We start from the raw sequence: 26,368 nt of genomic DNA, 5'->3' as shown, positions 1-26,368 counted from the left end.
ATGAGTTGGATGGTTTTCGGCAGTGCCAGCTTCAAGTCATCGAAGCAGGAAATGAGGTGTTGACAGCAGCGTGTAACGCTGTAGAATTCGCCTCCCGCTAACGAGAGATCGAAAGCGCAAGTGGTTGATGTTACAGAGGAAACTTTGAAAACATCTTAAAATAACCGCTTGACAGCAACAGAGGCTGCTGTAGAATGCGCGCCTCGGTTCAGCGAAAGCTAAACCAACCGCTCTTTAACAATTGAATCAAGCAATTCGTGTGGGTGCTTGTGGAGTCAGACTGATAGTCAACAAGATTATCAGCATCACAAGTTACTCCGCGAGAAATCAAAGATGTAACCAACGATTGCTGAGCCAAGTTTAGGGTTTCTTAAAAACCCAAAGATGTTTGAACTGAAGAGTTTGATCATGGCTCAGATTGAACGCTGGCGGCAGGCCTAACACATGCAAGTCGAGCGGTAGAGAGAAGCTTGCTTCTCTTGAGAGCGGCGGACGGGTGAGTAATACCTAGGAATCTGCCTGATAGTGGGGGATAACGTTCGGAAACGGACGCTAATACCGCATACGTCCTACGGGAGAAAGCAGGGGACCTTCGGGCCTTGCGCTATCAGATGAGCCTAGGTCGGATTAGCTAGTTGGTGAGGTAATGGCTCACCAAGGCTACGATCCGTAACTGGTCTGAGAGGATGATCAGTCACACTGGAACTGAGACACGGTCCAGACTCCTACGGGAGGCAGCAGTGGGGAATATTGGACAATGGGCGAAAGCCTGATCCAGCCATGCCGCGTGTGTGAAGAAGGTCTTCGGATTGTAAAGCACTTTAAGTTGGGAGGAAGGGCATTAACCTAATACGTTGGTGTCTTGACGTTACCGACAGAATAAGCACCGGCTAACTCTGTGCCAGCAGCCGCGGTAATACAGAGGGTGCAAGCGTTAATCGGAATTACTGGGCGTAAAGCGCGCGTAGGTGGTTTGTTAAGTTGAATGTGAAATCCCCGGGCTCAACCTGGGAACTGCATCCAAAACTGGCAAGCTAGAGTATGGTAGAGGGTAGTGGAATTTCCTGTGTAGCGGTGAAATGCGTAGATATAGGAAGGAACACCAGTGGCGAAGGCGACTACCTGGACTGATACTGACACTGAGGTGCGAAAGCGTGGGGAGCAAACAGGATTAGATACCCTGGTAGTCCACGCCGTAAACGATGTCAACTAGCCGTTGGGAGTCTTGAACTCTTAGTGGCGCAGCTAACGCATTAAGTTGACCGCCTGGGGAGTACGGCCGCAAGGTTAAAACTCAAATGAATTGACGGGGGCCCGCACAAGCGGTGGAGCATGTGGTTTAATTCGAAGCAACGCGAAGAACCTTACCAGGCCTTGACATCCAATGAACTTTCCAGAGATGGATTGGTGCCTTCGGGAACATTGAGACAGGTGCTGCATGGCTGTCGTCAGCTCGTGTCGTGAGATGTTGGGTTAAGTCCCGTAACGAGCGCAACCCTTGTCCTTAGTTACCAGCACGTAATGGTGGGCACTCTAAGGAGACTGCCGGTGACAAACCGGAGGAAGGTGGGGATGACGTCAAGTCATCATGGCCCTTACGGCCTGGGCTACACACGTGCTACAATGGTCGGTACAAAGGGTTGCCAAGCCGCGAGGTGGAGCTAATCTCATAAAACCGATCGTAGTCCGGATCGCAGTCTGCAACTCGACTGCGTGAAGTCGGAATCGCTAGTAATCGTGAATCAGAATGTCACGGTGAATACGTTCCCGGGCCTTGTACACACCGCCCGTCACACCATGGGAGTGGGTTGCACCAGAAGTAGCTAGTCTAACCTTCGGGAGGACGGTTACCACGGTGTGATTCATGACTGGGGTGAAGTCGTAACAAGGTAGCCGTAGGGGAACCTGCGGCTGGATCACCTCCTTAATCGACGACATCAGCTGCTCCATAAGTTCCCACACGAATTGCTTGATTCATTGTAGAAGACGAGAACTGCAGAGTTGATCTGCGGTTTGTCTGTCGTAAAGCTTAGAAATGAGCATTCCATCAGATGATGGTGAATGTTGATTTCTGATCTTTTGATTAGATCGTTCTTTAAAAATTTGGGTATGTAATAGAAAGTTAGACTGGATAGCACTTTCACTGGTGTTTATTCAGGCTAAGGTAAAATTTGTGATTGCTCTTAATTGAGCGGCGAATTTTCGGCGAATGTCGTCTTCATAGTATAACCAGATTGCTTGGGGTTATATGGTCAAGTGAAGAAGCGCATACGGTGGATGCCTTGGCAGTCAGAGGCGATGAAAGACGTGGTAGCCTGCGAAAAGCTTCGGGGAGTCGGCAAACAGACTTTGATCCGGAGATGTCTGAATGGGGGAACCCACCTAACATAAGTTAGGTATCTTAAGCTGAATACATAGGCTTAAGAAGCGAACCAGGGGAACTGAAACATCTAAGTACCCTGAGGAAAAGAAATCAACCGAGATTCCCTTAGTAGTGGCGAGCGAACGGGGACCAGCCCTTAAGCTGTATTGATGTTAGCGGAACGCTCTGGAAAGTGCGGCCATAGTGGGTGATAGCCCTGTACGCGAAAACATCTTTGCAGTGAAATCGAGTAGGACGGAGCACGAGAAACTTTGTCTGAATATGGGGGGACCATCCTCCAAGGCTAAATACTACTGACTGACCGATAGTGAACTAGTACCGTGAGGGAAAGGCGAAAAGAACCCCGGAGAGGGGAGTGAAATAGATCCTGAAACCGTATGCGTACAAGCAGTGGGAGCCCACTTTGTTGGGTGACTGCGTACCTTTTGTATAATGGGTCAGCGACTTATTTTCAGTGGCAAGCTTAACCGAATAGGGGAGGCGTAGCGAAAGCGAGTCTTAATAGGGCGTCTAGTCGCTGGGAATAGACCCGAAACCGGGCGATCTATCCATGGGCAGGTTGAAGGTTGGGTAACACTAACTGGAGGACCGAACCGACTACCGTTGAAAAGTTAGCGGATGACCTGTGGATCGGAGTGAAAGGCTAATCAAGCTCGGAGATAGCTGGTTCTCCTCGAAAGCTATTTAGGTAGCGCCTCATGTATCACTGTAGGGGGTAGAGCACTGTTTCGGCTAGGGGGCCATCCCGGCTTACCAAACCGATGCAAACTCCGAATACCTACAAGTGCCGAGCATGGGAGACACACGGCGGGTGCTAACGTCCGTCGTGAAAAGGGAAACAACCCAGACCGTCAGCTAAGGTCCCAAAGTTATGGTTAAGTGGGAAACGATGTGGGAAGGCTTAGACAGCTAGGAGGTTGGCTTAGAAGCAGCCACCCTTTAAAGAAAGCGTAATAGCTCACTAGTCGAGTCGGCCTGCGCGGAAGATTTAACGGGGCTCAAACCATACACCGAAGCTACGGGTATCATCTTAGGATGATGCGGTAGAGGAGCGTTCTGTAAGCCTGTGAAGGTGAGTTGAGAAGCTTGCTGGAGGTATCAGAAGTGCGAATGCTGACATGAGTAACGATAATGGGTGTGAAAAACACCCACGCCGAAAGACCAAGGTTTCCTGCGCAACGTTAATCGACGCAGGGTTAGTCGGTCCCTAAGGCGAGGCTGAAAAGCGTAGTCGATGGAAAACAGGTTAATATTCCTGTACTTCTGGTTATTGCGATGGAGGGACGGAGAAGGCTAGGCCAGCTTGGCGTTGGTTGTCCAAGTTTAAGGTGGTAGGCTGGAATCTTAGGTAAATCCGGGATTCTAAGGCCGAGAGCTGATGACGAGTGTTCTTTTAGAACACGAAGTGGTTGATGCCATGCTTCCAAGAAAAGCTTCTAAGCTTCAGGTAACCAGGAACCGTACCCCAAACCGACACAGGTGGTTGGGTAGAGAATACCAAGGCGCTTGAGAGAACTCGGGTGAAGGAACTAGGCAAAATGGCACCGTAACTTCGGGAGAAGGTGCGCCGATGGAGGTGAAGCATTTACTGCGTAAGCCCCTGTCGGTCGAAGATACCAGGCCGCTGCGACTGTTTATTAAAAACACAGCACTCTGCAAACACGAAAGTGGACGTATAGGGTGTGACGCCTGCCCGGTGCCGGAAGGTTAATTGATGGGGTTAGCTAACGCGAAGCTCTTGATCGAAGCCCCGGTAAACGGCGGCCGTAACTATAACGGTCCTAAGGTAGCGAAATTCCTTGTCGGGTAAGTTCCGACCTGCACGAATGGCGTAACGATGGCGGCGCTGTCTCCACCCGAGACTCAGTGAAATTGAAATCGCTGTGAAGATGCAGTGTATCCGCGGCTAGACGGAAAGACCCCGTGAACCTTTACTATAGCTTTGCACTGGACTTTGAATTTGCTTGTGTAGGATAGGTGGGAGGCTTTGAAGCGTGAACGCCAGTTTGCGTGGAGCCAACCTTGAAATACCACCCTGGCAACTTTGAGGTTCTAACTCAGGTCCGTTATCCGGATCGAGGACAGTGTATGGTGGGTAGTTTGACTGGGGCGGTCTCCTCCTAAAGAGTAACGGAGGAGTACGAAGGTGCGCTCAGACCGGTCGGAAATCGGTCGTAGAGTATAAAGGCAAAAGCGCGCTTGACTGCGAGACAGACACGTCGAGCAGGTACGAAAGTAGGTCTTAGTGATCCGGTGGTTCTGTATGGAAGGGCCATCGCTCAACGGATAAAAGGTACTCCGGGGATAACAGGCTGATACCGCCCAAGAGTTCATATCGACGGCGGTGTTTGGCACCTCGATGTCGGCTCATCACATCCTGGGGCTGAAGCCGGTCCCAAGGGTATGGCTGTTCGCCATTTAAAGTGGTACGCGAGCTGGGTTTAGAACGTCGTGAGACAGTTCGGTCCCTATCTGCCGTGGACGTTTGAGATTTGAGAGGGGCTGCTCCTAGTACGAGAGGACCGGAGTGGACGAACCTCTGGTGTTCCGGTTGTCACGCCAGTGGCATTGCCGGGTAGCTATGTTCGGGAAAGATAACCGCTGAAAGCATCTAAGCGGGAAACTTGCCTCAAGATGAGATCTCACTGGAACCTTGAGTTCCCTAAAGGGCCGTCGAAGACTACGACGTTGATAGGTTGGGTGTGTAAGCGCTGTGAGGCGTTGAGCTAACCAATACTAATTGCCCGTGAGGCTTGACCATATAACACCCAAGCAATTTGCTTAGAAGCAAGTTGCGGTGTGTGAAGACGATACAAACCGAAAGTTTGCGGTTCACAAAACACCAACTATTACATACCCATTCGCTGGAGCGTGCGCCGTAAGGCAAACGACCTGGCTACCGAATTTCTTGACGACCATAGAGCATTGGAACCACCTGATCCCATCCCGAACTCAGTAGTGAAACGATGCATCGCCGATGGTAGTGTGGGGTTTCCCCATGTGAGAGTAGGTCATCGTCAAGATTAAATTCCAAACCCCCTGTCTGCTAACGCAGACAGGGGGTTTGTTTTTTGCGTCGAGAAAAGTTTAGGCACGTTCAGTGCTCAATTTGCCGCTTACCATGCTTTTTCCAGAGCAAAAAAAACCACCTCGCAAGGTGGTTTTTTTTAGCCTGCGATTCAGTCACCGTAGTAGATACAGCCACTGGTGCAGGTTTCATGAATGCGTATCGCCGACAGTTCAGGAAGCAGAGGTTTAAGCTGCTGCCAAATCCACTTGGCCAACACTTCGCTGGTTGGGTTTTCCAGGCCAGGGATATCGTTCAGGTAATTATGATCAAGCTGCTCATAGAGCGGCTTGAAAATCGCCTTGATTTCCGAAAAGTCCCGGATCCAGCCAGTGGCAGGGTCGATATCGCCGCTTAAATGAATGGCCACTTTGAATGAGTGACCATGCAGGCGGCCGCATTTGTGACCTTCAGGCACGAAAGGCAGGCGGTGTGCGGATTCGAAGGTAAACTCTTTGAAAATTTCCACAATATTTATAGCTCTTGAAGAAGTGACTATCGCCAGAGCGATAAATACAGGGCTGCAGTTTAACAGCTAACGCCGGGTGCAGGTGCATACCTCCCGGCTGCGCGGGGCTATTCAGTTTCACTTAAGCCAGTGGCGTTATGCTGCAGGCTTTTGCTATCGCACAAATGACGTTGAGTGGAGGCCATAGAGGCAAGTGATGACAGTGAGCCTGAGAATGGGCGGATGTGTCGTGGTATTGCTCTGTGCTGTTTGTTCTTTGGCCTTGGCCCGGGACCTGGGGCAAGACGAGGCCCTGCGTTTGCGTGAGCAAGGGCTTATCCAGCCGATGGAGAAATTGCTGCAAAAAGCCCTCGAGCGCCATCCGGGCGCAAAGCTACTGGAGGTGGAGCTGGAGGAGGACGACGACGTTTATGTTTATGAGTTCGAGCTGCTGACGCCAGGTGGCGTTGTGCGCGAGATCAAGCTGAACGCCAGTAATGGGCAGTTGCTCAAAGATGAGGTAGATGATTAATGCGGTTGTTGCTGGTTGAAGATCATGTTCCGTTGGCCGACGAGCTAATGGCCAGCTTGACCCGTTCGGGCTATGCGCTCGATTGGTTGGCCGATGGCCGTGACGCGTTGTATCAGGGGCAAAGTGAGCCCTATGACCTGATTATTCTTGACCTGGGTTTGCCCGGCATATCGGGGCTTGACGTCCTCAAGCAATGGCGGACCCAGGGGCTGGCCACACCGGTATTGATTCTGACTGCCCGCAGCTCCTGGTCGGAACGCATCGATGGCCTTAAAGCCGGTGCCGATGATTATTTAACCAAGCCCTTTCATCCTGAAGAGTTGTTGTTGCGGGTTCAGGCGCTGTTGCGCCGCTCTCACGGGCAGGCGAACCAACCTTTATTGAAGTGCGCTGGGCTGCATCTGGATGAGGCGCGTCAGTGTGTGGTCAACGATGGCGCGCAGGTGCAATTGACCGCGGCCGAGTTTCGTCTCCTGCGCTACTTTATGCTGCACCCGCAGCAGATCCTCTCCAAAAGCCACTTGGCAGAGCATCTCTATGACGGCGAGACCGAGCGCGACTCCAATGTGCTTGAGGTTCATGTCAATCATCTGCGTCGCAAGCTTGGCCGCAGCGTGATCGAAACCCGGCGTGGCCAGGGGTATATTTTCGGCGCTGCCAGCCAGTGAGATCCATTCAGAGGCGTTTGAGCCTGGGTTTGGTCAGTGTGCTTTTGATTGCCGGCCTGGTGGTAGGGCAGGTCAGTCTCTGGTTGTTTGAAAATGGCCTTCAACGTTATCTGGAGTCAGGCCTGCAAAATGACAGCGAAAACCTGCTGATTGCCTTGAGCCGCGGCCCCCGGGGCTTGCAGCTGGATGAGCGGCGTTTGTCACCGGCCTATCAACGGCCTTTTTCGGGGCACTATTTCAGTATTGAATTCGGTGATACTCACTGGCGTTCACGCTCGCTGTGGGACGCTCAATTGCCGCGCCCCGATCAGCCGGGCTTGAGCCGTGAGTTACAACCTGGCCCGGAAGGGCAGATGCTGCTGGTCTTGCGCAGCGACTATCAGCGCCTTGGCCAGGCGGTCTCGATCACTGTAGCTCAGGACTACACGCCAATACGCGAAAGCTTCCGTCAAGTGCAGCGGATCGGCCTCGGCATGGGGGTTTTGGCCCTGATCGTGATTTTGCTGCTGCAGCGTGTCACTGTCCGCCGTGCCCTGCGCCCATTGGAAAGGGCGCGCCAACAAATCTCTCAACTTCAGTCTGGGCAACGTTCGCAGCTGGATGCCCGGGTGCCCATTGAGCTTGAGCCGCTGGTGACGCAGATAAACCATTTGCTGGCTCACACCGAAGACAACCTCAAACGCTCGCGCAATGCGCTGGGTAACCTGGGGCATGCACTAAAAACGCCGTTAGCGGTGTTGATCAGCCTGGCCAACGATCCGCGGCTTGCTGGTTATCCCCAGATACAAACCACATTGCGTGAGCAGTTGGAGCAGATACAGCAACGCATGAGCCGCGAGCTCAACCGTGCGCGCCTGGCAGGTGATGCCTTGCCGGGTGCGCAATTCGATGCGGATGCAGAGTTGCCGGGGCTGCTGTCGACCCTGGGGATGATCCACGGCGAGCATCTGCAACTGACGCACAGCGTTGCGCCGGGCCTGCTGCTGCCCTGGGATCGCGAGGACATGCTCGAGTTGCTCGGCAACCTGCTGGATAACGCCTGCAAATGGGCCGATGCCCAGGTAGAGCTGAGCCTGTGCCAAACCCCGCAAGGGTATGTGATTGAGGTGCAGGACGATGGCCCGGGCATTCCTGAAGGCGAGCGTGATCAGGTGTTCAGCCGCGGCACCCGTCTGGATGAGCAAACCAGCGGCCACGGCCTGGGTTTGGGGATTGTGCGAGATATCGTCGAGGCCTGGGGAGGGCAGATGCAGCTTGAAACAGGGGCGTTGGGCGGGCTGCTTGTAAGAATCAAGCTTCCAGGGCGTGCGCAAAAGGCGACGACGGCGTAATGCCGTCATCGCCGCTCAGGTCAGACGCGGAACTGATCCATCAGTTTTTGCTGCTGGTTGGCCAGCGCGTTCAGTGACTGGCTGACCCGCGCCGATTCATTGGCTTGCTCGGACAATGACTCGGTGACATCGCGAATAGTGGCAACGTTGCTGTTGATCTCTTCGGCCACGGCGCTCTGTTCTTCTGCGGCACTGGCAATTTGCAGGTTCATGTCGGTGATTACGGTCACCGCATCACCGATTTGCTGCAAGGCCGTGACCGCTTGTTCGACTTGCTCGACGCTGCCCTGTGCCTGGCGATGGCTGTTGCTCATGGAGTTCACCACTTCCTGGGTGCCCACTTGCAGCTGCTCAATGACCTGGCGGGTTTCTTCGACCGACTCCTGGGTGCGGCGTGCCAGGTTGCGCACCTCATCAGCGACCACGGCAAAACCGCGCCCGGCTTCGCCTGCGCGCGCCGCTTCGATCGCCGCATTCAGGGCGAGGAGGTTGGTCTGTTCGGCGATTGCACGAATGACCTCCAGCACCGAGCCGATTTTCTCGCTGTTGGCCGCCAGCCCTTCAACCTGGGTCATGGCCACGCTCATGTCGGCGGCCAGATGGTCGATGCTGGTGGTGGTGCGGTCGATGATGGTCAAGCCCTGGCGTGTGGCCTGGTCGGCATCCCGGGCGGCCTGGGCGGCTTGTGCTGCGCTGCGTGCCACATCCTGTGCAGTGGCACTCATCTCATGGGAAGCGGTGGCGGCCTGGTCGACCTGACGGTATTGCTGCTCCATCCCGGCACTGGTCTGGGTGGCAATGGCCGCTGATTGGTCGGCGGTGCTGCGGGCATCCTGCACCGAGCGCTTGACCTCGGCGATGGTGGGTTGCAGCTTGTCGAGAAAGCGGTTGAACCAACTGGCCAGTTGCCCCAGTTCGTCTTTTTTGTCGTAGGCCAGGCGACGGGTCAGGTCACCTTCACCGCTGGCAATATCTTCCAGCATATGGGCCACGCCGAGGATCGGCCGCGTCACGCTGCGCGCCAGCAGCCACACCAGCAACAGGCCGATTATGGCGGCGAGCGAACCCCAGGCCAGCTCAACCAGGGCCCCGGCCTTGTTGCGTTCGTCCAGTTCGGCCTGCAGTGCCTGGGCCGGCCCCACCAGTACTTTTTCGGGTACATCGAGCAATACCCCCCAAGGCTTGCTGCCCGGGATCGGCAGGAAAGGCGTGAGCACTTTCAAGCGCTGCTCGCTACGGATGCTTTGGGCCTGGTCGCCACTGCTCATGAGGCGGGTCAGTTCGGCACCGTCTTTGGCATCGACCTGATCAAGGCGCTGGGCAAGTTTGCCGGCATCGGCGCTGAAACCGGCCAGGATTCCGGCCGAACTGATAATGCCCACCCGGGTTTCGCCGTTGTACAGTTTCTGACTGGCTTGCAGGCTAAGGGCTTGCAAGCTGTTGAGGTTGATATCCACCGACAGCGAGGCAATGACTTTGCCATTGACCGTCAGCGGGAAAACGATGCTGGTCAGCAACACGTTTTGCCCGTCGATCTCGTAGAAATACGGTTCGATAATGCACGGCTTAAGCGTGGTGCGCGGGCAGGTGAACCAGGCGTTATTGGCCTGGCCGCTGGGGCCGGTGCTGGTGTCGGACATATCCGATTCGGGCAGGGCCATCGAGGTCAGCTTTCCGGGTGTCGGTTGTGACCAGTACAGGGCAAAGCGGCCCTTGTCGTTGCTGCCCAGTTCTTTTTGATGGTCGAACAACTGATCCTTGCCATCCAGCGCGTTGGCTTCGAATACCAGCGATAACCCCAGCAGGTCAGGGTTGGCCTGCAGCGCGGCCTTGACTTGGCGGGTCAGATCTTCACGCAGGTCGAAGGCATCCAGAAAGCGTTTTTCCGATTGCTCGCGCAAAAACAGGACTTGTCGGGCGAAGCCATTGCCGTACTGGTAGGCGTCCATAAACTGGCGGCTGATTGCCAGTGCCTGGGCTTCACCCTGCGCTTCAATGCGGGCCTGTGCCGCCTCATTGAGCATTTGCGAGCTGGATGCCTCCACCAGGTCGGCGGTGTGGTCCATGCGATAGAGCGAAAGCCCCACCAGCAAGGTGACTACACCCAGCAGGCTGAGTCCGGCGAGAAGGGTGATTTTCCATTGGATGGAAAGCTGTCTGAGCGACATGGAGACATCCTAAAAAGAGGCTTTGTCTGTTAGCGGCCGCAAATGAGTTTTCTTTACGCAAAAACCGTAGTTTTTAGCGTTTTACCCGGGCTTTGAAAAATCGATTTAGCCCCTTAAATACTAGGGTTAAGGCTGTTTCAAGCGGATTGTCCAGTGGCCTTTGGCATGCGCTTTGACAAGGCGCTGATGGTGCTGCAAAGTGTGCGCCCCCAAATATGTCCACCTTTCCAGATCCTGCGATTGGAACAGTCTTCTTTTGCCCGAAATTTTCCGCTTTACGGTGTTTTTATCGTGGTGCGCGCTATGAGGTTGTAATGATGAATGCAGTAATTGCCGCGGTCGGCATCATGCTGGTGCTCAGTTTGTCCCGTGTGCATGTGGTTATCGCACTGATTGTGGGTGCCCTTGTGGGTGGCCTTGTCGGCGGGCTGGGTATTGAGGCGACGCTCAGTGCGTTTAATGGCGGGCTGGGTGGTGGTGCTCAGGTTGCGTTGTCCTACGCGATGCTGGGCGCTTTCGCGGTAGCCATTGCCAAGTCGGGACTGGCCCATGCCATGGCCGACAAAGCGCTGCGCATGGTCAACAAGCAGCAGGCCGTGGGTGGCAATCGGGTCAAGTGGTTGTTGATCGCCTTGCTGCTGGTGGTGGCGATTTCTTCGCAGAATATTCTGCCGATCCACATCGCTTTTATCCCGCTGCTGGTACCGCCGCTGTTGTATGTGCTGACCAAGCTGAAAATCGACCGGCGCCTGATCGCCTGTGTCATGACCTTCGGTTTGATCACGCCGTACATGTTCTTGCCGGTGGGTTTTGGCAATATCTTCCTTAACCAGATCCTGCTCGCCAACGTCAGCAAAAGTGGCGTGGATATCAGCGCTGTCAATGTGACCCATGCGATGGCCATCCCGGCACTGGGCATGCTGTTTGGTTTGTTGGTGGCGGTGTTTATCAGCTACCGCAAAAAGCGCGAGTATGACCTGGGCAAAATCGAGCAGGTTGAGCAGGTTGCCATCAGCTATAACCCGCGCACCCTGCTGGTGGCCGGTGTGGCGATTGCCGCGGCGTTTATCATTCAGCTGTGGTTGGGCTCGATGATTATCGGTGCGCTCGCCGGCTTCCTGATTTTTTCGGCGTCGGGGATCGTGCGCTGGCGCGAGACCGACGATCTGTTTACCGAAGGCATGAAAATGATGGCCATGATTGGCTTTATCATGATTGCCGCTTCGGGCTTTGCCGAGGTGCTTAAAGCCACGGGAGAGGTCAAGTCGCTGGTGGAGGCCTCTGCCGGCTGGATCAACCACAGCAAGGGCGTGGGCGCGCTGCTGATGCTGCTGGTGGGCTTGCTGGTGACCATGGGTATCGGTTCTTCGTTTTCCACCGTGCCGATCCTGGCGGCGATTTTTGTGCCGCTGTGCGTGCAGTTGGGCTTCAGCCCAATGGCGATTGTGTGCATCGTTGGTACGGCGGGCGCCCTGGGTGATGCCGGTTCGCCAGCGTCGGACTCGACCCTGGGCCCGACTTCCGGTTTGAACATTGACGGTCAGCATCACCATATCTGGGACACCGTGGTGCCCACCTTCCTGCATTACAACCTGCCACTGCTGGCCTTTGGCTGGGTAGCGGCGATGGTGTTGTAAGGCCCGGGCTTCAAGGCAGTTCAATCCGGCCGATTTCTCCGGGAACGGTCGGCCAGTCGCCAGCCGCCCAGCGCGCTCTGGCCTGTTCGATCAGGGCCGGGTTGCTGGCGACGAAGTTCCAGTTCATGCGCCGCGGGCCATCCAGCGGCGCACCGCCGATCAGGACCAGGTGGCAGTCGCTATCGGCGCTCAGGGTCATCTCTTCGCCTGCTTCCAGCAGCACAAGGCTGTGGGGCTCCAGTGGCTGGCCATCCAGTTGCACGTCACCTTCCAGTACATACAGCGCGCGCTCCGGGTGTTCGGCCGGGATCAGCAGCGTGGTGGCTGTTTGCATATGCACATCGGCATACAGGGTAGGCGTGAGCACCGGCACCGGTGAAGTCAGGCAAAAACCGCTTCCGGCGATCAGGCGAATCCGCACCCCCAGGTTTTCACTGACGGGCAGGCTGCTGGCAGGGTGATGGCTGTAGTGGCTTGCGCCTTGCTCGTGGGTTTTGGGTGATGCCAGCCACACTTGCAGGCCGTGCAGGTTAGAGCCGTGCGCCAGCAGGGCAGAGGGCGTGCGTTCGATATGGGCAATGGCCGCCCCGGCAGTCATCCAGCTGACATCGCCGGGGCCTACCAATTGATCCGAGCCCAGGCTGTCCTTGTGCTGGATCTGGCCTTCAAACAAATAGGTCAGGGTCGACAGGCCAATATGCGGGTGCTGTCGGATATTCATCCCCTTACCGGGTGGGTAGTGCGTCAGCAGCATGTGGTCGAAAAACACAAATGGCCCGACACTGCGGCATTTGGCCGACGGCAGGGGACGCAGGATCGGTTGGCCTTCGACATCCTCGGCGCGCGGGCGAATCACGGTCAGGGTAGGCATGGGGCGTTTCCGGCAATGGAGAAGCGTTGAGCATAACCCAACGCTGCTCCTGCACGGTTGCGGCTTACTGGCTGAAAGCGCCTTCAGACAGGTGGGTTTCGATGGTGACCTCAGCGGTGGTCATCAGTTTATGCACCGGGCACTTGTCGGCCACATTGTGCAGTTCCTCGCGCTGGGCGTCGGTCAGCACGCCCTTGAGGGTCAGTTTGACGTGCAGGGCGTATTTGCCTTTCAGCTCTTCGCTGGCGTCGTGTTTGACTTCGACCGTGACCCCGGTCAGCGGGATCTCCTTTCTTTGCGCATAGAGCTTGAGCGTCAGTGCCTTACAGGCACCCAGGGCGGCATCGAAATAGTCATGGGGGGAGGGGGCAGAGCTTTCGCCGCCCATTGTTTTGGGCAGATCGGTGAACACTTCGTAGTCGTCGATCTTGATGCTGTGACGAAAACCTTCGTGTGACACGGTATTAACGGTAACAGTCATGGCAAACCTCAGCGTGGAGTGATTAAACGTCCTGATCTTTATAGAGCATGCCGGGGCGTGTACGTTCCATCAGGCAAAAAAATGCCCCGAACCAGTCGGGGCATTTTTTATTTCGCGAGCGGGTGGCTTATTTGCCGGCCCAGCGCTTCAGGACCAGGGTGGCATTGGTGCCACCGAAGCCGAAGCTGTTGCTCATCACGTTGTTGAGCGTGACGTTCTCGCGGGTCTTGGTCAGGATCGGCATGTCAGCGACAGTCGGGTCCAGTTCCTCGATGTTGGCCGAACCGGCGATGAAGTTGCCTTCCATCATCAGCAGGCAGTAGATCGCTTCGTGAACGCCTGCGGCGCCCAGGGAGTGACCCGACAGGCTTTTGGTCGAGCTGATGGCCGGGGCCTTGTCGCCGAATACCGCGCGAACGCCTTCCATTTCCTTGACGTCGCCGACCGGAGTGGAGGTGCCGTGGGTGTTCAGGTAGTCGATCGGGCCGTCAACGGTGGACATTGCCATCTGCATGCAGCGGATGGCGCCTTCGCCGCTTGGGGCAACCATGTCGTAGCCGTCGGACGTCGCGCCGTAGCCGACGATTTCGGCGTAGATCTTGGCGCCACGGGCCAGGGCGTGTTCCAGCTCTTCAACCACCACCATGCCGCCGCCGCCAGCGATGACGAAGCCATCACGGTTTTTGTCGTAAGCACGGGACGCTTTTTCAGGCGTGTCGTTGTATTGAGTGGACAGGGCGCCCATGGCGTCGAACAGGAACGACTGGCTCCAGTGTTCTTCTTCGCCGCCGCCGGCAAAGACGATGTCCTGCTTGCCCAGCTGGATCTGCTCGACGGCAGTACCGATGCAGTGAGCACTGGTAGCGCAGGCAGAGGAGATCGAGTAGTTCACACCCTTGATCTTGAAGGGAGTGGCCAGGCAGGCAGAAACGGTGCTACCCATGGTCCGCGTAACGCGGTACGGGCCAACGCGCTTGACGCCTTTTTCACGCAGGATGTCCAGCGCTTCCATCTGGTTCAGGGTCGACGCGCCGCCGGAGCCGGCAATCAGACCGGTACGCGGGTTGGAGACTTGCTCCTCGGTCAGGCCCGAATCAGTGATGGCGTCTTTCATGGCCAGGTAGGCGTAAGCCGCTGCGTGGCCGACGAAGCGATAGATCTTGCGATCGATCAGCTCTTCGAGAGGCAGGTCAATGGAGCCGGAAACCTGGCTACGCAGACCCATTTCGGCATATTCCGGGTTGAATCGGATGCCAGGGCGACTTGCACGCAGGTTAGCGGAGACGGTCTCTTTGTCATTGCCCAGGCACGAAACGATGCCCAGACCAGTGATAACGACGCGGCGCATGCGGATAACCCTTAAAAGTTGTCAGTGGAAGTAAATACGCCGACCCGAAGGCCTTCGGCAGTATAAATCTCGCGACCGTCGACAGTGACCGAACCATCGGCAATGGCCAGGTTCAGCTTGCCCTTGAGGACGCGCTTGATTTGAATGTTGTAAGTGACTTTTTTGGCGGTCGGCAAGACCTGGCCAAAGAATTTCACTTCGCCCGAACCCAGGGCGCGACCGCGGCCCGGCAGGCCTTGCCAGCCCAGGTAGAAGCCGACCAGCTGCCACATGGCGTCGAGGCCCAGGCAGCCCGGCATCACCGGGTCGCCTTCGAAATGGCAGGCGAAGAACCACAGGTCCGGGGTGATATCCAGCTCGGCGACCAATTCACCTTTGCCGTACTTGCCACCCTCTTCACTGATATGGGTGATGCGATCCACCATCAGCATGTTAGGGGCGGGCAGTTGCGCGTTACCCGGGCCGAACAGTTCGCCGCGGCTACAGCGCAGCAGATCTTCCCGAGTAAAGGCGTTTTGTTTGGTCATGCGAGCTCCTCAATAATCCCATGCGGCGGGTGGGGCAAATCTTCCCGACCAACTGAAACACAGGTGTTTCAGTTCGCCAGCCTACACATAGACTATTGCGTTGTAGTGAAAGTCACAGCGCAAAGGACAAGAATGTACACTTGTGCACTGAAAATTTAAATCGGGCCGGTTCAGTGGCCCATTCGGGTGCCTAAGACTGCCGCACTTTTGTCTTTAACGCCAGTCGCAGGTGGCCTTTTAGCCATAAGTTACTGGACCCAGCGCTGCAGAATTTGTTCCAGGTCAGCGCGTTTGAACGGCTTGGCAAGGTAATCGTTCATTCCGGCCTGCAGGCAGGTCTCCCGGTCGCCCTGCAGCGCATTGGCGGTCAGGGCAATGATGGGCAGGGCCCGGCAACCGGGGAGTTGGCGGATTTGTCGGGTGGCTTCGTAGCCGTTGATGATCGGCAGCCGGCAGTCCATCAGGATCGCAGCAAAGCGCTCGGTGTTGGCGAAATGAATGGCCTGGGCGCCATCACTGACCAGGCTCACCTCGTAGCCCAGGCTGGTCAGCATGGCTTCGATGACCGTCTGATTGACCTGATTGTCTTCCACCAGCAGCACTTTGCGCCCGGGGGCACAGCTGGTTTCTGCGGTTTGCTGCGGTTTCAGGCCGAGCATGACGGGCTGATGCAGTTCCAGGGGGATTTCCAGGGTGAATACCGAGCCCTGGGCTTCCTCGCTCAGGGCGTGCAGCGTGCCGCCCATGCGCTCGGCCAGTGTACGCGCGATGGGCAGCCCCAGGCCGGTACCGCCATAGCGCCGAGAAATCGAGCTGTCGGCTTGCTGGAACGCGGTGAACATGGAATCGAGCTTTTCGCTGCTGATGCCGATACCGCTGTCGCGCACAGCACAGCTGAACCAGATCAATTGATGATCCAGGCGCTGCCACTGCGGCTCGATACTGACCTGGCCATGCTCGGTGAACTTCAAGGCATTGCCGATCAGGTTAACCAGGATTTGCCGGATTCGCGTCGGGTCGCCCAGTGCCGGCAAGTCCTGCAAGCCGTCCGGGATAGTCAGTTGCAAATGCAGGCCGCGCTGCGCGGCATTGTGCTGGAACGCCTGGGCGCAGTTGCTGACCAGTTCGGCGAGGTTGAAAGGGATGTGCTCCAGTTCCAGGGCGGAACGTTCAATGCGCGAGAAGTCGAGGATATCGTTGATCACCTTGAGCAAGTGCTCGGTGGACTCCGACGCAAGCGCGGCATACTCGGCCTGTTCTTCGGTCATCCGGGTGGTTTCCAGCAGTTGCAGCATGCCTAATACGCCGTTCATGGGCGTGCGCAGTTCGTGGCTCATCATGGCCAGAAAATCGGTCTTGGCGCGGTTGGCCCGCTCCGCTTCCTCGCGGGCCTGGATCAATTGGGCAATTGCGGATTGCTGCTCGCGGCTGGCCTGCTCAAGGCCTGCGGCCAGATTGTTGATGTGCAGGGCCAGGCTGCCCAGTTCGCCATCGTCAACCACCGGCAAGGGTCTTGTGTAGTCGCCCTGCTGGATGGCCTTGACCGCCTTGCTCATATCGCTGATGGGGCGGGACAGGTTGGCTGCCAGGCGCCTGGCCAGCAGGTAGGTGAAGCCCAGGGCAAACAGCGCGAGGATGACCGCCTTGAGCAGGATTTCTTGCTGGCGCGTGCTGAACGCTTCGCCGGACATGCCTACCAGGACCCGGCCCAGGTAGTCTTCAGCGGGCGCGGCTGCCTGGCTATTGCTGAGCAGGAAATAATCCCCCGAAGGGCTTTTCTGCAGCCTCACCGGAGCCTGGAACACTTCAACCTGTGTGCCTTGATCAGGGCCTGGAGCCGGGTGCTCGGCGTGTGCCAGTACCTCGTTGCCGCGGTTCTGTACCTGTACAAACTGGACGTGGGGAATATTCAGTGAGGCGTTGATCAGGGTTTCCAGCACAGGGGTGTTGCCCGTCATGACCCCGTATTCGGTGGCGGGTGCCAACTGGTTGGCGATCAACTGGCCGGTGTGCTTGAGTTCCTGACGCAAGTCCTGGATGCGGACAAAGGTAAAAAAGCTGATCAACAGCAAGGTCAACAACAAGGCCGGGCCCAGGCTCATCATCTGGGTGCGGGTGTGAATATCCCACCGACTGCGGGCCATCATGGGCATCCGGCTCCTGCAGTGGGTTGCCGGCCAGCGCAGGCGTGGCCCCTGTCAGTTGTCATCCTTGACCTGTTGTCGTTCATTTTGAAGTGCAGCAAAGCTGCCTCTTGAATGTGAGAACCAGAGCGGCATGTTAACCGAGGTCTTGCACTTTTTCAGGCAAAGCTCTCTATACGCCAGGGGGGATGTGCTCCGTATAATGCCGGTATTGCCACTGCTAGATGGAAAACGGGATTGCATATGACTGAACAGCACGCTATTGCGGTCTTGGGAGGCGGAAGCTTTGGCACCGCCGTGGCCAACTTGCTGGCAGAAAACGGTCATCGTGTGCATCAGTGGATGCGCGACCCCGAGCAAGCCGAGGCCATTCGCCTTAATCGTGAAAACCCTCGTTACCTTAAAGGCATCAAGATCCACCCGGGGGTGGAGCCGGTGACCGACCTGCAGGCTACGCTTGAGGCCTGTGAGCTGTGTTTCGTGGCCTTGCCGTCCAGTGCCCTGCGCAGCGTGCTAGCGCCGCACGCCGAGCGTTTGCGCGGCAAGATGCTGGTCAGCCTGACCAAGGGGATTGAGGCCCACAGTTTCAAGCTGATGAGTGAAATCCTTGAAGAAATCGCCCCGCAGGCACGTATCGGTGTGCTGTCCGGGCCCAACCTGGCGCGTGAAGTGGCCGAGCATGCCTTGACCGCCACCGTGGTCGCCAGCGCCGATGAAGAGCTTTGCACCCGTGTACAGGCCGCGCTGCATGGTCGCACCTTTCGGGTTTACGCCAGTGCCGACCGCTTTGGTGTTGAACTGGGCGGGGCGTTGAAAAACGTTTACGCCATCATTGCCGGCATGGCCGTGGCACTGGGCATGGGGGAGAACACCAAGAGCATGCTGATTACCCGTGCCCTGGCAGAAATGACCCGCTTTGCCGTCAGCCAGGGCGCCAACCCCATGACCTTCCTGGGCCTGGCAGGAGTAGGCGACTTGATCGTCACCTGCTCATCTCCCAAAAGCCGCAACTATCAGGTCGGCTTTGCGCTGGGCCAGGGGCTGAGCCTGGAAGACGCCGTGACCCGCCTGGGCGAAGTGGCTGAAGGCGTCAACACGCTCAAGGTGCTCAAGGCCAAGGCACAGGAACTGAATGTTTACATGCCGTTGGTGGCCGGCCTGCATGCGATTCTGTTCGAGGGCTACACCCTGGAGCAGGTGATCGGGCAGTTGATGCGTGGCGAGCCTAAAACGGATGTCGATTTTATCTCCACCAGCGGTTTTAACTGAGCACGACAGGAGCAGTAGATGAACGACACGAATAACGCCCCCAAGTACGAGTCGCTGGTTTTGCGCGTGCTGTGGATGCTGGTTTTCCTGCTGGTGTGGCAGGTCGCGCAACTGGTACTCGGCGGGCTGGTGCTGGTGCAGCTGGTTTACCGTGTGGTGTACGGCGCGCCCAACGGTGGCCTGATGAACTTTGGTGACAGCTTGAGCCTGTATCTGGCGCAGATCGGTCGTTTCGGCAGCTTTCACACTGAGCAAAAACCCTGGCCGTTTGCCGACTGGCCAGCCCCGCGTGCGCCTGAAGGTGAAACGCCTTACGGGCAGGGCGCCAAGGGTGACGGGACCACGCCATGAAGATCTGGATCCTGCGACATGGCGAAGCCGAGCCCCATGCCCGCCGTGATGCCGAGCGCGAGCTGACGGCCTACGGTCGCGAGCAGGTGCTGCACAGTGCTGCCCGGTTGATCGGCCAGCCGCTGGACAGCATTCTGGTCAGCCCTTATGTGCGCGCCCGGCAAACCGCCGAACTGGTGCGCAAGGCTCTGGGCTTTACCCCTGACCTGGTTACCGTGCCCTGGCTGACCCCTGAAAGCGACCCCAGGGACGCCGTGGGGAAACTCCCGGACACAGGCAATGTGTTGCTGGTCAGCCATCAGCCGTTTGTGGGTGAACTGATCAGCCTGTTGCAGCATGGTCATACGCGTCAGCCGCAGCCCATGCAGACGGCCAGCCTGGCGGAGCTGGAAGGTGAGTGGCCACTGGCCGGCAGCATGACCTTGCTTGGCGTGTATCACGCCTGATCACGGCAACGGTTGCACAGTGCAGCCGTAGTGAAAGATAGTTGGGGGTGGATCAATTGCATTTTGACGCCAGCGCTGCTGCTCGAACTGCCCGCCACCCACCCTCACTGACCAAGGAATGAGCCCATGAGCCTGTGGACGACCCTGCCTGATCTGGCACGCCTGAATGAAATGCGCAAAAACACTATTTGCGATGTGCTGGATATCACGTTCGATGCGTTTGACGACAACTCGATTACCGCGAGCATGGTGGTCGACCATCGCACCCATCAGCCTTTCGGTTTGCTGCATGGCGGCGCATCGGTGGTACTGGCCGAAACCCTGGGTTCGATGGCCAGCTTTATGTGTATCGACACGACAAAATTCTATTGCGTGGGCCTTGAGGTCAATGCCAATCACCTGCGTGGCGTGCGCAGCGGCAGGGTCAGTGCAGTGGCGCGCCCCGTCCATATTGGCCGCACCACCCATGTCTGGGATATCCGCCTGAGTGATGACAACGGCAAAATCAACTGCATTTCCCGCCTGACCATCGCCGTTGTGCCCCTGGGTGAAACACCGCCACTGCGGTGATCAAACGGCCAGCTAATGGCCGTATCGTCGTCACTCATGGCGCATACGGTCATTGATATGGTGATTCTTCCTACAGACAATACGGCGTATCACCTCTTTCTGGACGCCTTGTATGACTCGGCAGATTTTTTTCGCCCATGCCAATGGCTTCCCCTCGGCCACCTACACGAAGTTGTTCAGTGCCCTGGCCCCGGATTACCGCGTGGCTCACTTGGCACAGCATGGGCATGACCCCCGTTATCCGGTGGACAACAATTGGCACAACCTGGTCGATGAGCTGATTTTTCATCTGCAACAACAAGACGAACCGGTGTTGGGTGTGGGGCACTCCCTGGGCGGGATGTTGCACCTGCATGCGGCCATTCGCTGCCCGCACCTTTACCGGGGCGTGGTCATGCTGGACTCACCGGTGCTGACCCGTACCGACCAGTGGGTGATTCGTGCGGCCAAGCGATTTGGCCTGATCGACCGTCTGACCCCGGCAGGTCGAACCTTGGGGCGGCGTGCTGAATTTGCCGACCTTGAAGCCGCCCGTGCGTATTTTTCAGGCAAGACGCTGTTTCGCAGCTTTGACCCAGATTGCTTCGAAGCCTATCTGCAGCACGGTTTGCAGCCGGTCAATGAGCGCTTGCGCCTGAGCTTTGACCCGGCCACCGAGATCGATATCTACCGCAGCGTGCCGCACACCAGCCCGGGGCAGGCCTTCAAGCTGCAGGTGCCCTTGACCGTGGTGCGTGGGCGCGACAGTCGTGTGGTCATGAGCCATCATGCCAGGGCCGTTGCGCGCATGCCCAACGGCGAGGCGCTGAGTGTGCCGGGCGGGCACATGTTCCCGCTGGAGCAACCGCAGGACACCGCCAGCCTGCTCAAACAGATATTTGCCCGCTGGGAGCTGCGTCATCCTGGCCATTAACGAGCACTTTGCATGAGCCCTGTGGTTGAAGAAATTCGTCTGAGCCTGCCCCATATCGAGCTGGCGGCCCATATTTTTGGCCCCGAAGACGGCCTGCCCGTGATTGCCCTGCATGGCTGGCTGGACAACGCCAACAGCTTTGCCCGGCTGGCACCCCGGCTCAAGGGCTTGCGCATCGTGGCGCTGGACCTGGCCGGGCATGGCCACTCCGATCACCGCCCGCGCGGTGCCGGCTATGCCTTGGCGGACTACGCCTTTGATGTGCTGCGGGTGGCCGAGCAACTGGGCTGGAAACAATTTGCGTTGTTGGGGCATTCGCTGGGGGCGATTGTCTCGGTGGTGATTGCCGGGTCGTTCCCGCACCGCATAACCCGCATGGCGTTGATTGACGGTATCGTGGCGCGCAGCGGCCCCGAAGGCGACGCCGCCGAGCGAATGGGCCAGGCCCTGCAGGCGCAACTCGACCTGGAGCACAAGCGCAAGTCGGTGCATCCCACCCTCGACCGAGCGGTTGAAGCGCGAATGAAAGGTCTGGTGGCCGTCAGCCGAGAGGCCGCCGAGTTGCTGGCCCAGCGCGGGCTGATGCCGGTGCCCGGTGGCTACAGCTGGCGCAGTGACAGCCGGTTGACGTTACCCACCGCCTTGCGCCTGAGTGACGAACAGGCCATGTCCTTCATTCGCCGGGTAAGCTGCCCGACAACCCTGGTGGTGGCAGAGCAGGGCATGCTGGCCAGTCACCCCGAACTGCTGGATCGACTACCCTTCAAGCTGGAACGGCTGCCGGGTGGCCATCATTTGCACCTGAATGACGAAGCAGGGGCGATCCTTGTTGCAGACTGTTTCAATCGGTTCTTCGCTGTTCCTTGACTTGCGGCTGGCAACTGTCGAGGCTTGGCGGGTTGAAATGGGAGACAACCATGATAGATCTCTACACCGCTGCGACCCCGAAAGGCCACCCGGTCTCTATCGTGAGGATGCTGAGCCACACGCCAACAATCGGTGAAAGACGCCGATGAAAATACCTAATCGTTACATGCTGGCGTTGGGGCTGAGTTGTTTGAGCCCCTTGCTGTGGGCGAGCGACGTGCCTGGCAGCCATGACTTGCCAGATGTGCCGCGCCTGGCCGACGCGCAAATTGTCGATTACAGCGTCAAGCCGGATGTCGAACGCATCTACCCGATGGGCTCGATCCGCAAGATCAGTGGCCGCCTGAGATTTGAGGGGCAGGTCACCAGCCGTGGCCAGACCACGGCCGTCACCTATGAATTGCCTGCCGAGCATTCCGCCACCGAAGCCTTTACAGCTGCGCGTGAAGCCTTGCAAAAACAGGGCGCCGAGCTGCTGTTCTGGTGCCAGGCCCGTGATTGTGGCGAAAGCAGCCTGTGGGCCAATGAGGTGTTTGGCAACTCCAGGCTGGTGGGTGCCGATGAGCAGCAGACCTACCTGTTGCTGCGCCGGGCTGCTCCCGATGACAACCAACTGGTAGCCCTCTACGGCATCAATCGTGGCAACCGCAAAGCTTATCTGCACGTCGAGCAGATGCAGGCCAGTGCCGACCTGGGCGCACTGCTACCCACCTCGGCCACCTTGCAGCGTCAGCTCAAGAGCACGGGTGAGCTGGACTTGCCCAAACTCACGGGCGAACCGGACGCACAGTGGCTGACGTTGATCTCCAGGGCCCTGAATCTTGACGCGACTTCCAGGGTCAGCTTGACCGGTGCCAAGGCTGCTGCCTGGCGCGATGCACTGATCGGCAGCGGTGTGCGCGCCGCGCGCATGGAACTTGGCGACAGCCAGGCCAAGGGCCTGCGCATCGAGTTGTTGCGCTAGACCTTTACAAACGACGGCTACACTCACCGTAGTCGTCGTCCTTCTTTGATGTCTGAACTTTCTGTGGAACACACATGCTCAATAACGATCGCCTGTTGGTGCAGATCCTGCTCCTGGTGTTGTTCGGTGCCAGTCTGTGGGTGATGGCCCCGTTCTGGTCGGCCTTGTTCTGGGGCGCGGTGCTGGCATTTGCCAGCTGGCCGCTGATGCGCCTGCTGACCCGCGTGCTGGGCGGGCGCGAGTCACTGGCGGCGAGCATCCTGACCCTGGGCTGGATGCTGCTGGTGGCCGGGCCGCTGGTGTGGCTGGGGTTGAACCTGGCCGACCATGTGCGCGATGCCACTACCTTCGTCAAGGATGTGCAGCTTGAAGGGTTGCCTGAAGCGCCGGCCTGGCTGGCCGGCCTGCCGCTGGTGGGGGAGCGTCTGGTGGGTATCTGGAACACCATCGACGAACAGGGCGCGGCAATGCTGGTGGCCATCAAGCCTTACCTGGGGCAGGTCGGTAACTGGCTGCTGGCGCGCAGTGCGCAGATCGGCAGCGGAATTCTGGAGCTGACGCTGAGCATAGTCTTTGTGTTCTTTTTCTATCGCGACGGGCCGCGCCTGGCGAGTTTTGTCCACGGGCTGCTGGAACGCCTGATCGGCGAACGGGCAGATTATTATCAGGAGCTGGTGGCGGGCACTGTACAGCGCGTGGTCAACGGCGTGATCGGTACCGCAGCGGCGCAGGCGTTGCTGGCGCTGATCGGCTTCCTGATTGCCGGTGTGCCCGGGGCGCTGGTGCTGGGGCTGGCGACGTTCCTGCTCAGCCTGATCCCGATGGGACCGCCGCTGATCTGGGTGCCGGCCACGGCCTGGCTGGCCTGGAAGGGCGATTACGGGATGGCGATCTTTCTCGGCATCTGGGGCACGCTGATCATCAGCGGTGTCGATAACGTGCTCAAGCCCTACCTGATCAGCCGGGGCGGCAACCTGCCGCTGGTGATCGTGTTGCTCGGCGTGTTTGGCGGGCTGATCGCCTTTGGTTTTATCGGCCTGTTTATCGGCCCCACCTTGCTCGCCATCGCCTACAGCCTGCTGGTGGACTGGAGCGCCAGCCAGCAGAACCGGGGCAAGGCCTGACTTAGCCGAACTTGGGCCCGGAGCGGGTGTTGTTGCCCTTGGCCAGGCGGTCGTAGAGCACTACGTTGACGGTTGCGGCGAGGTTCATGCAGCCGGTGGTAGGGATGTAGATCACATCCTCGCACCACTCAAGCACGTCCTTGCCCAGCGAGCCGTCTTCCGGGCCAAAGATGTAGATTGCCCGGTCCGGGTGGGTGTACTCGGGCAGGGGGCGTGCGCCCTCGACCATTTCTACGGCGACGGGAATGCAGCCCAGGGGAATGATTTTTTTCAGGTCGTCGATACCGATCAGCGGGATGTCCTGATGGACCTTCTTGGTATCGGTGATGAAGTCGCGGGCGCGTTCATAGCGCTTGCCGGTGTAGAACACCGATGCCACGTTGTAGCAACCAGCCGCACGCATCACCGAGCCGACGTTTTCCGGTGATTTGGGGTTATACAAACCAATGCAGCTGTACCGTTTGTTTGCCACGTGCCCGAGCCCTTGCGAAAAAAGACGCGAGTATACCTGTGTTACGACGAACTCCGTAGCAGCTGCCGCAGGCTGCGTGCGGCGATGCAGTCGTCGTAAAACCCGAACCATGCGCTCTACCCGTGAAGTCGCGGGCTCAGATTTTACGATCGCTGCGCAATCGGACGCAGCCTGCGGCAGTTGCTACGAAAGCGAGGCGTTACTCGTCTTTTTTCATCAGCCCGGCCAGCGCGGCGAACGGGTTGTGGGTGGCCTTGGCGATTTTCGGGCTGCTGGTGGAGCTGTCCGAAAAGTATTGCTGGTCGGTGTAGCGTGAGTGTTCGTTATCGTGGCAGTACAGGCACAGCAGCTCCCAGTTGGAGCCGTCCTGGGGGTTGTTGTCATGGTTGTGGTCGCGGTGGTGAACGGTCAGCTCGCTCAGGCGCTTGCCGGCAAATTCACGCGCGCAGCGGCCGCACACATGGGGGTACATTTTCAGGGCCTTGTCGCGGTAGCCCATTTCGCGGTCACGCTGGGCATCGGCCAGGATGCGGTCCAGCTTGGCGGTGTGGGAGGGTGGGTTCGCCGAACTCATGGGTTCACCTTGTAGGACTGATGACGGTTATGTCGTTAAGTTTAGCTGTTGATCAGCCTTTGATTTTTTCTGCAATCCAGATGGTATGCCGTGTGCCCTTGTTGCCGTGGGCAAATACCTGGACTTCCTCAGCCTTGAAACCGGCTTTGCGCAGCTTGTCCGAAAACTGTTTGTCGGCACTGGCAGACCATACTGCCAGTACGCCTTTAGGGCGCAGGGCCTTGGCGCAGGCACTCAGGCCGCCCGCCGAGTACAGCCAGCTGTTGGCCTTTTGGGTCAGGCCTTCGGGGCCGTTGTCGACGTCGAGCATGATGGCGTCAAAGCCGTTGGGTTCGGCTTGCAGCACCTTGGCCACGTCTTCCATGCGAATCACGGTGCGCGGGTCTTGCAGCGGGTTGCCCGATTTTTCGCCCAGCGGGCCGCGGTTCCATTCCACGACGCCGGGCACCAACTCGGCCACCACCACTTCGGCGGTTTTGCCCAGGTGCTTGAGGGCCGAGGCCAGGGTGAAACCCATGCCCAGGCCGCCGATCAGTACCCGCGATTGTGGGCGGCCGGCGACTTTGCGGCAGGGGATTTCAGCCAGTGCGTCTTCGGAACCGTGCATGCGCGTGTTCATCAGTTGGCCGCCGTCGCCGCCCTGAATCTTGATCACGAAGTCTTCGCCATACTCGAACAGGCACAAGGCACCGCCGTTTTCGGGGATCGGAGTGGTGTCGAGCAAAACAAAACGTTTCATGGAAATCTCATTGAGGGGGGCAAAAACCGCAGGTTACGAGTAGCCTGAGGGCAGACAAGCCGGTCTGGCAACGGAGTGATTGATGAAACGTACTATTCTAACGGCCATTGTGTGGAACGCGCTCTTGATAAGTGCGGCCCAGGCGACGGAATTGACCCCGGTACCGAGTACCCCCGTAACGGCGGCCCCGGGTTCGCCGGGCACTGCCACGCCGACCCCGTATCCGCAAATCACCCCGCGGGCCGTGCCCAAACCGGTGGCAGGGAGCACCAGCCTGATCCCGCTGCCACCGATCGACTTGCCGCAGCCGCCCAAGGACCAGCCGCTGCCGGGGCTGGAACTGAAAGACCCGAAGGGCAAAAGCCCGCAGGATTGACCGGACTTGCCACGTTTCATGTAGCAGCTGCCGCAGGCTGCGTTCGGCGGCGAAGCCGTCGCAAATTCATTCTGCAAGGTTTGCCAGGCAAATCGCGG

Annotated in this window: 22 protein-coding genes, 3 rRNA genes and 2 pseudogenes; 16 read left to right on the top strand and 11 right to left on the bottom strand. The window is 58.0% G+C overall.

Features of this window, described 5'->3' with window-relative positions; all coding sequences use genetic code 11:
- The first annotated feature begins 390 nt into the window (after nt 1–390).
- From BLU25_RS07100 to rrf, 3 genes are all read left to right on the top strand, one after another.
- A 16S ribosomal RNA gene (locus BLU25_RS07100) occupies nt 391–1,927 on the top strand.
- A gap of 323 nt (nt 1,928–2,250) precedes the next feature.
- Nucleotides 2,251–5,144: ribosomal RNA gene (locus BLU25_RS07095) — 23S ribosomal RNA — on the top strand.
- Nucleotides 5,145–5,290: 146 nt separating this feature from the next.
- Nucleotides 5,291–5,406, top strand: a 5S ribosomal RNA gene (gene rrf / locus BLU25_RS07090).
- The 16S, 23S and 5S rRNA genes sit together here, the layout of an rRNA operon.
- Nucleotides 5,407–5,562: 156 nt before the next feature.
- Here the strand turns inward: rrf and queD are convergent.
- Complete coding sequence (queD, locus tag BLU25_RS07085; RefSeq protein ID WP_016781692.1) at nt 5,563–5,919, bottom strand: 6-carboxytetrahydropterin synthase QueD; 357 nt, start codon at nt 5,917–5,919, stop codon at nt 5,563–5,565.
- Nucleotides 5,920–6,115: 196 nt separating this feature from the next.
- Between queD and BLU25_RS07080 the strand changes: the two genes are divergently transcribed.
- The 3 genes from BLU25_RS07080 to BLU25_RS07070 are packed head-to-tail and all read left to right on the top strand — an operon-like array spanning nt 6,116 to nt 8,429.
- On the top strand, nt 6,116–6,430 hold the full coding sequence (locus tag BLU25_RS07080; RefSeq protein ID WP_016781691.1) for a PepSY domain-containing protein: 315 nt from the start codon (nt 6,116–6,118) through the stop codon (nt 6,428–6,430).
- Nucleotides 6,430–7,098: a response regulator transcription factor gene (locus BLU25_RS07075; protein ID WP_016781690.1), complete on the top strand. Its 669-nt coding sequence runs from the start codon at nt 6,430–6,432 to the stop codon at nt 7,096–7,098. The genes BLU25_RS07080 and BLU25_RS07075 overlap by 1 nt, the downstream gene beginning before the upstream one ends.
- On the top strand, nt 7,095–8,429 hold the full coding sequence (locus tag BLU25_RS07070; RefSeq protein WP_029611515.1) for an ATP-binding protein: 1,335 nt from the start codon (nt 7,095–7,097) through the stop codon (nt 8,427–8,429). The genes BLU25_RS07075 and BLU25_RS07070 overlap by 4 nt, the downstream gene beginning before the upstream one ends.
- A gap of 20 nt (nt 8,430–8,449) precedes the next feature.
- On the opposite strand, the pseudogene BLU25_RS23915 reads toward BLU25_RS07070, so the two are convergent.
- Both BLU25_RS23915 and BLU25_RS23910 read right to left on the bottom strand, forming a co-directional pair.
- Nucleotides 8,450–8,962: pseudogene (locus tag BLU25_RS23915) on the bottom strand (methyl-accepting chemotaxis protein); the annotation flags it as partial.
- A 393-nt stretch (nt 8,963–9,355) separates the two neighbouring features.
- Nucleotides 9,356–10,378 (bottom strand): annotated as a pseudogene (locus BLU25_RS23910) (methyl-accepting chemotaxis protein); the annotation flags it as partial.
- Between the two features lie 536 nt (nt 10,379–10,914).
- Between BLU25_RS23910 and BLU25_RS07060 the strand changes: the two are divergent.
- Nucleotides 10,915–12,234: a Na+/H+ antiporter family protein gene (locus BLU25_RS07060; protein ID WP_029611514.1), complete on the top strand. Its 1,320-nt coding sequence runs from the start codon at nt 10,915–10,917 to the stop codon at nt 12,232–12,234.
- Between the two features lie 10 nt (nt 12,235–12,244).
- Here BLU25_RS07060 and BLU25_RS07055 read toward each other — a convergent pair whose 3' ends face one another.
- The 5 genes from BLU25_RS07055 to BLU25_RS07035 form a co-directional block, all read right to left on the bottom strand.
- A complete protein-coding gene (locus BLU25_RS07055) occupies nt 12,245–13,105 on the bottom strand; it encodes a pirin family protein (RefSeq protein WP_016781686.1) in 861 nt (286 codons plus the stop codon).
- A 64-nt stretch (nt 13,106–13,169) separates the two neighbouring features.
- Entirely contained in the window at nt 13,170–13,586 is a 417-nt protein-coding gene (locus tag BLU25_RS07050) for an OsmC family protein (protein WP_016781685.1), read from the bottom strand.
- A 127-nt stretch (nt 13,587–13,713) separates the two neighbouring features.
- Nucleotides 13,714–14,934 (bottom strand): beta-ketoacyl-ACP synthase I, encoded by a 1,221-nt coding sequence (gene fabB, locus BLU25_RS07045; RefSeq protein ID WP_016781684.1) that lies wholly within the window; start codon nt 14,932–14,934, stop codon nt 13,714–13,716.
- Nucleotides 14,935–14,945: 11 nt separating this feature from the next.
- Entirely contained in the window at nt 14,946–15,461 is a 516-nt protein-coding gene (gene fabA / locus BLU25_RS07040) for a 3-hydroxyacyl-[acyl-carrier-protein] dehydratase FabA (protein ID WP_003210552.1), read from the bottom strand.
- A 248-nt stretch (nt 15,462–15,709) separates the two neighbouring features.
- Nucleotides 15,710–17,608 carry a response regulator gene (locus BLU25_RS07035; RefSeq protein ID WP_016781683.1) on the bottom strand — a complete coding sequence of 633 codons (1,899 nt, stop codon included), beginning with the start codon at nt 17,606–17,608 and terminating at the stop codon, nt 15,710–15,712.
- 240 nt (nt 17,609–17,848) lie between these two features.
- Between BLU25_RS07035 and BLU25_RS07030 the strand changes: the two genes are divergently transcribed.
- The 8 genes from BLU25_RS07030 (at nt 17,849) to BLU25_RS06995 (ending at nt 24,109) form a co-directional block, all read left to right on the top strand.
- On the top strand, nt 17,849–18,874 hold the full coding sequence (locus BLU25_RS07030; RefSeq protein WP_016781682.1) for an NAD(P)H-dependent glycerol-3-phosphate dehydrogenase: 1,026 nt from the start codon (nt 17,849–17,851) through the stop codon (nt 18,872–18,874).
- Nucleotides 18,875–18,892: 18 nt separating this feature from the next.
- Nucleotides 18,893–19,225, top strand: a complete 333-nt coding sequence (locus tag BLU25_RS07025; RefSeq protein WP_016781681.1) for a DUF4389 domain-containing protein — start codon at nt 18,893–18,895, stop codon at nt 19,223–19,225.
- Nucleotides 19,222–19,671: a phosphohistidine phosphatase SixA gene (sixA, locus tag BLU25_RS07020; RefSeq protein ID WP_016781680.1), complete on the top strand. Its 450-nt coding sequence runs from the start codon at nt 19,222–19,224 to the stop codon at nt 19,669–19,671. The genes BLU25_RS07025 and sixA overlap by 4 nt, the downstream gene beginning before the upstream one ends.
- Nucleotides 19,672–19,797: 126 nt before the next feature.
- Nucleotides 19,798–20,241 carry a hotdog fold thioesterase gene (locus BLU25_RS07015; RefSeq protein WP_016781679.1) on the top strand — a complete coding sequence of 148 codons (444 nt, stop codon included), beginning with the start codon at nt 19,798–19,800 and terminating at the stop codon, nt 20,239–20,241.
- A 112-nt stretch (nt 20,242–20,353) separates the two neighbouring features.
- Complete coding sequence (locus BLU25_RS07010; RefSeq protein WP_016781678.1) at nt 20,354–21,154, top strand: alpha/beta fold hydrolase; 801 nt, start codon at nt 20,354–20,356, stop codon at nt 21,152–21,154.
- 12 nt (nt 21,155–21,166) lie between these two features.
- Nucleotides 21,167–22,021, top strand: a complete 855-nt coding sequence (locus tag BLU25_RS07005) for an alpha/beta hydrolase (RefSeq protein WP_016781677.1) — start codon at nt 21,167–21,169, stop codon at nt 22,019–22,021.
- A gap of 145 nt (nt 22,022–22,166) precedes the next feature.
- Nucleotides 22,167–22,985, top strand: a complete 819-nt coding sequence (locus BLU25_RS07000; RefSeq protein ID WP_083369575.1) for a DUF4892 domain-containing protein — start codon at nt 22,167–22,169, stop codon at nt 22,983–22,985.
- Between the two features lie 74 nt (nt 22,986–23,059).
- On the top strand, nt 23,060–24,109 hold the full coding sequence (locus BLU25_RS06995) for an AI-2E family transporter (protein WP_016781675.1): 1,050 nt from the start codon (nt 23,060–23,062) through the stop codon (nt 24,107–24,109).
- Nucleotide 24,110: 1 nt separating this feature from the next.
- Here the strand turns inward: BLU25_RS06995 and BLU25_RS06990 are convergent, their stop codons facing one another.
- The 3 genes from BLU25_RS06990 to BLU25_RS06980 form a co-directional block, all read right to left on the bottom strand.
- Nucleotides 24,111–24,581 (bottom strand): RNA methyltransferase, encoded by a 471-nt coding sequence (locus tag BLU25_RS06990; protein ID WP_016781674.1) that lies wholly within the window; start codon nt 24,579–24,581, stop codon nt 24,111–24,113.
- Between the two features lie 199 nt (nt 24,582–24,780).
- Nucleotides 24,781–25,155, bottom strand: coding sequence for a YajD family HNH nuclease (locus BLU25_RS06985; RefSeq protein ID WP_016781673.1), 375 nt, complete (start codon nt 25,153–25,155; stop codon nt 24,781–24,783).
- A gap of 52 nt (nt 25,156–25,207) precedes the next feature.
- Entirely contained in the window at nt 25,208–25,894 is a 687-nt protein-coding gene (locus BLU25_RS06980) for a spermidine synthase (protein WP_010656469.1), read from the bottom strand.
- A gap of 82 nt (nt 25,895–25,976) precedes the next feature.
- Here BLU25_RS06980 and BLU25_RS06975 point away from each other — a divergent pair, with 82 nt between their 5' ends.
- Complete coding sequence (locus tag BLU25_RS06975; protein WP_016781672.1) at nt 25,977–26,270, top strand: hypothetical protein; 294 nt, start codon at nt 25,977–25,979, stop codon at nt 26,268–26,270.
- The last annotated feature ends 98 nt before the right edge of the window (nt 26,271–26,368 follow it).

Source organism: Pseudomonas fragi, assembly GCF_900105835.1.
Lineage (GTDB): Bacteria > Pseudomonadota > Gammaproteobacteria > Pseudomonadales > Pseudomonadaceae > Aquipseudomonas > Aquipseudomonas fragi.
This window is presented reverse-complemented; position numbering and strand designations above follow the sequence as displayed.

Excerpts from the sequence above, each read along its gene's own strand:
- BLU25_RS07080 (WP_016781691.1), top strand. The coding sequence starts at position 6,116 with ATGACAGTGAGCCTGAGAATGGGCGGATGTGTCGTGGTATTGCTCTGT.
- BLU25_RS07075 (WP_016781690.1), top strand. The coding sequence starts at position 6,430 with ATGCGGTTGTTGCTGGTTGAAGATCATGTTCCGTTGGCCGACGAGCTA.
- BLU25_RS07060 (WP_029611514.1), top strand. The coding sequence starts at position 10,915 with ATGAATGCAGTAATTGCCGCGGTCGGCATCATGCTGGTGCTCAGTTTG.
- BLU25_RS07055 (WP_016781686.1), bottom strand. The coding sequence starts at position 13,105 with ATGCCTACCCTGACCGTGATTCGCCCGCGCGCCGAGGATGTCGAAGGC.
- BLU25_RS07050 (WP_016781685.1), bottom strand. The coding sequence starts at position 13,586 with ATGACTGTTACCGTTAATACCGTGTCACACGAAGGTTTTCGTCACAGC.
- fabB (WP_016781684.1), bottom strand. The coding sequence starts at position 14,934 with ATGCGCCGCGTCGTTATCACTGGTCTGGGCATCGTTTCGTGCCTGGGC.
- fabA (WP_003210552.1), bottom strand. The coding sequence starts at position 15,461 with ATGACCAAACAAAACGCCTTTACTCGGGAAGATCTGCTGCGCTGTAGC.
- BLU25_RS07035 (WP_016781683.1), bottom strand. The coding sequence starts at position 17,608 with ATGATGGCCCGCAGTCGGTGGGATATTCACACCCGCACCCAGATGATG.
- BLU25_RS07030 (WP_016781682.1), top strand. The coding sequence starts at position 17,849 with ATGACTGAACAGCACGCTATTGCGGTCTTGGGAGGCGGAAGCTTTGGC.
- BLU25_RS07025 (WP_016781681.1), top strand. The coding sequence starts at position 18,893 with ATGAACGACACGAATAACGCCCCCAAGTACGAGTCGCTGGTTTTGCGC.
- sixA (WP_016781680.1), top strand. The coding sequence starts at position 19,222 with ATGAAGATCTGGATCCTGCGACATGGCGAAGCCGAGCCCCATGCCCGC.
- BLU25_RS07015 (WP_016781679.1), top strand. The coding sequence starts at position 19,798 with ATGAGCCTGTGGACGACCCTGCCTGATCTGGCACGCCTGAATGAAATG.
- BLU25_RS07010 (WP_016781678.1), top strand. The coding sequence starts at position 20,354 with ATGACTCGGCAGATTTTTTTCGCCCATGCCAATGGCTTCCCCTCGGCC.
- BLU25_RS07005 (WP_016781677.1), top strand. The coding sequence starts at position 21,167 with ATGAGCCCTGTGGTTGAAGAAATTCGTCTGAGCCTGCCCCATATCGAG.
- BLU25_RS07000 (WP_083369575.1), top strand. The coding sequence starts at position 22,167 with ATGAAAATACCTAATCGTTACATGCTGGCGTTGGGGCTGAGTTGTTTG.
- BLU25_RS06995 (WP_016781675.1), top strand. The coding sequence starts at position 23,060 with ATGCTCAATAACGATCGCCTGTTGGTGCAGATCCTGCTCCTGGTGTTG.
- BLU25_RS06985 (WP_016781673.1), bottom strand. The coding sequence starts at position 25,155 with ATGAGTTCGGCGAACCCACCCTCCCACACCGCCAAGCTGGACCGCATC.
- BLU25_RS06980 (WP_010656469.1), bottom strand. The coding sequence starts at position 25,894 with ATGAAACGTTTTGTTTTGCTCGACACCACTCCGATCCCCGAAAACGGC.
- BLU25_RS06975 (WP_016781672.1), top strand. The coding sequence starts at position 25,977 with ATGAAACGTACTATTCTAACGGCCATTGTGTGGAACGCGCTCTTGATA.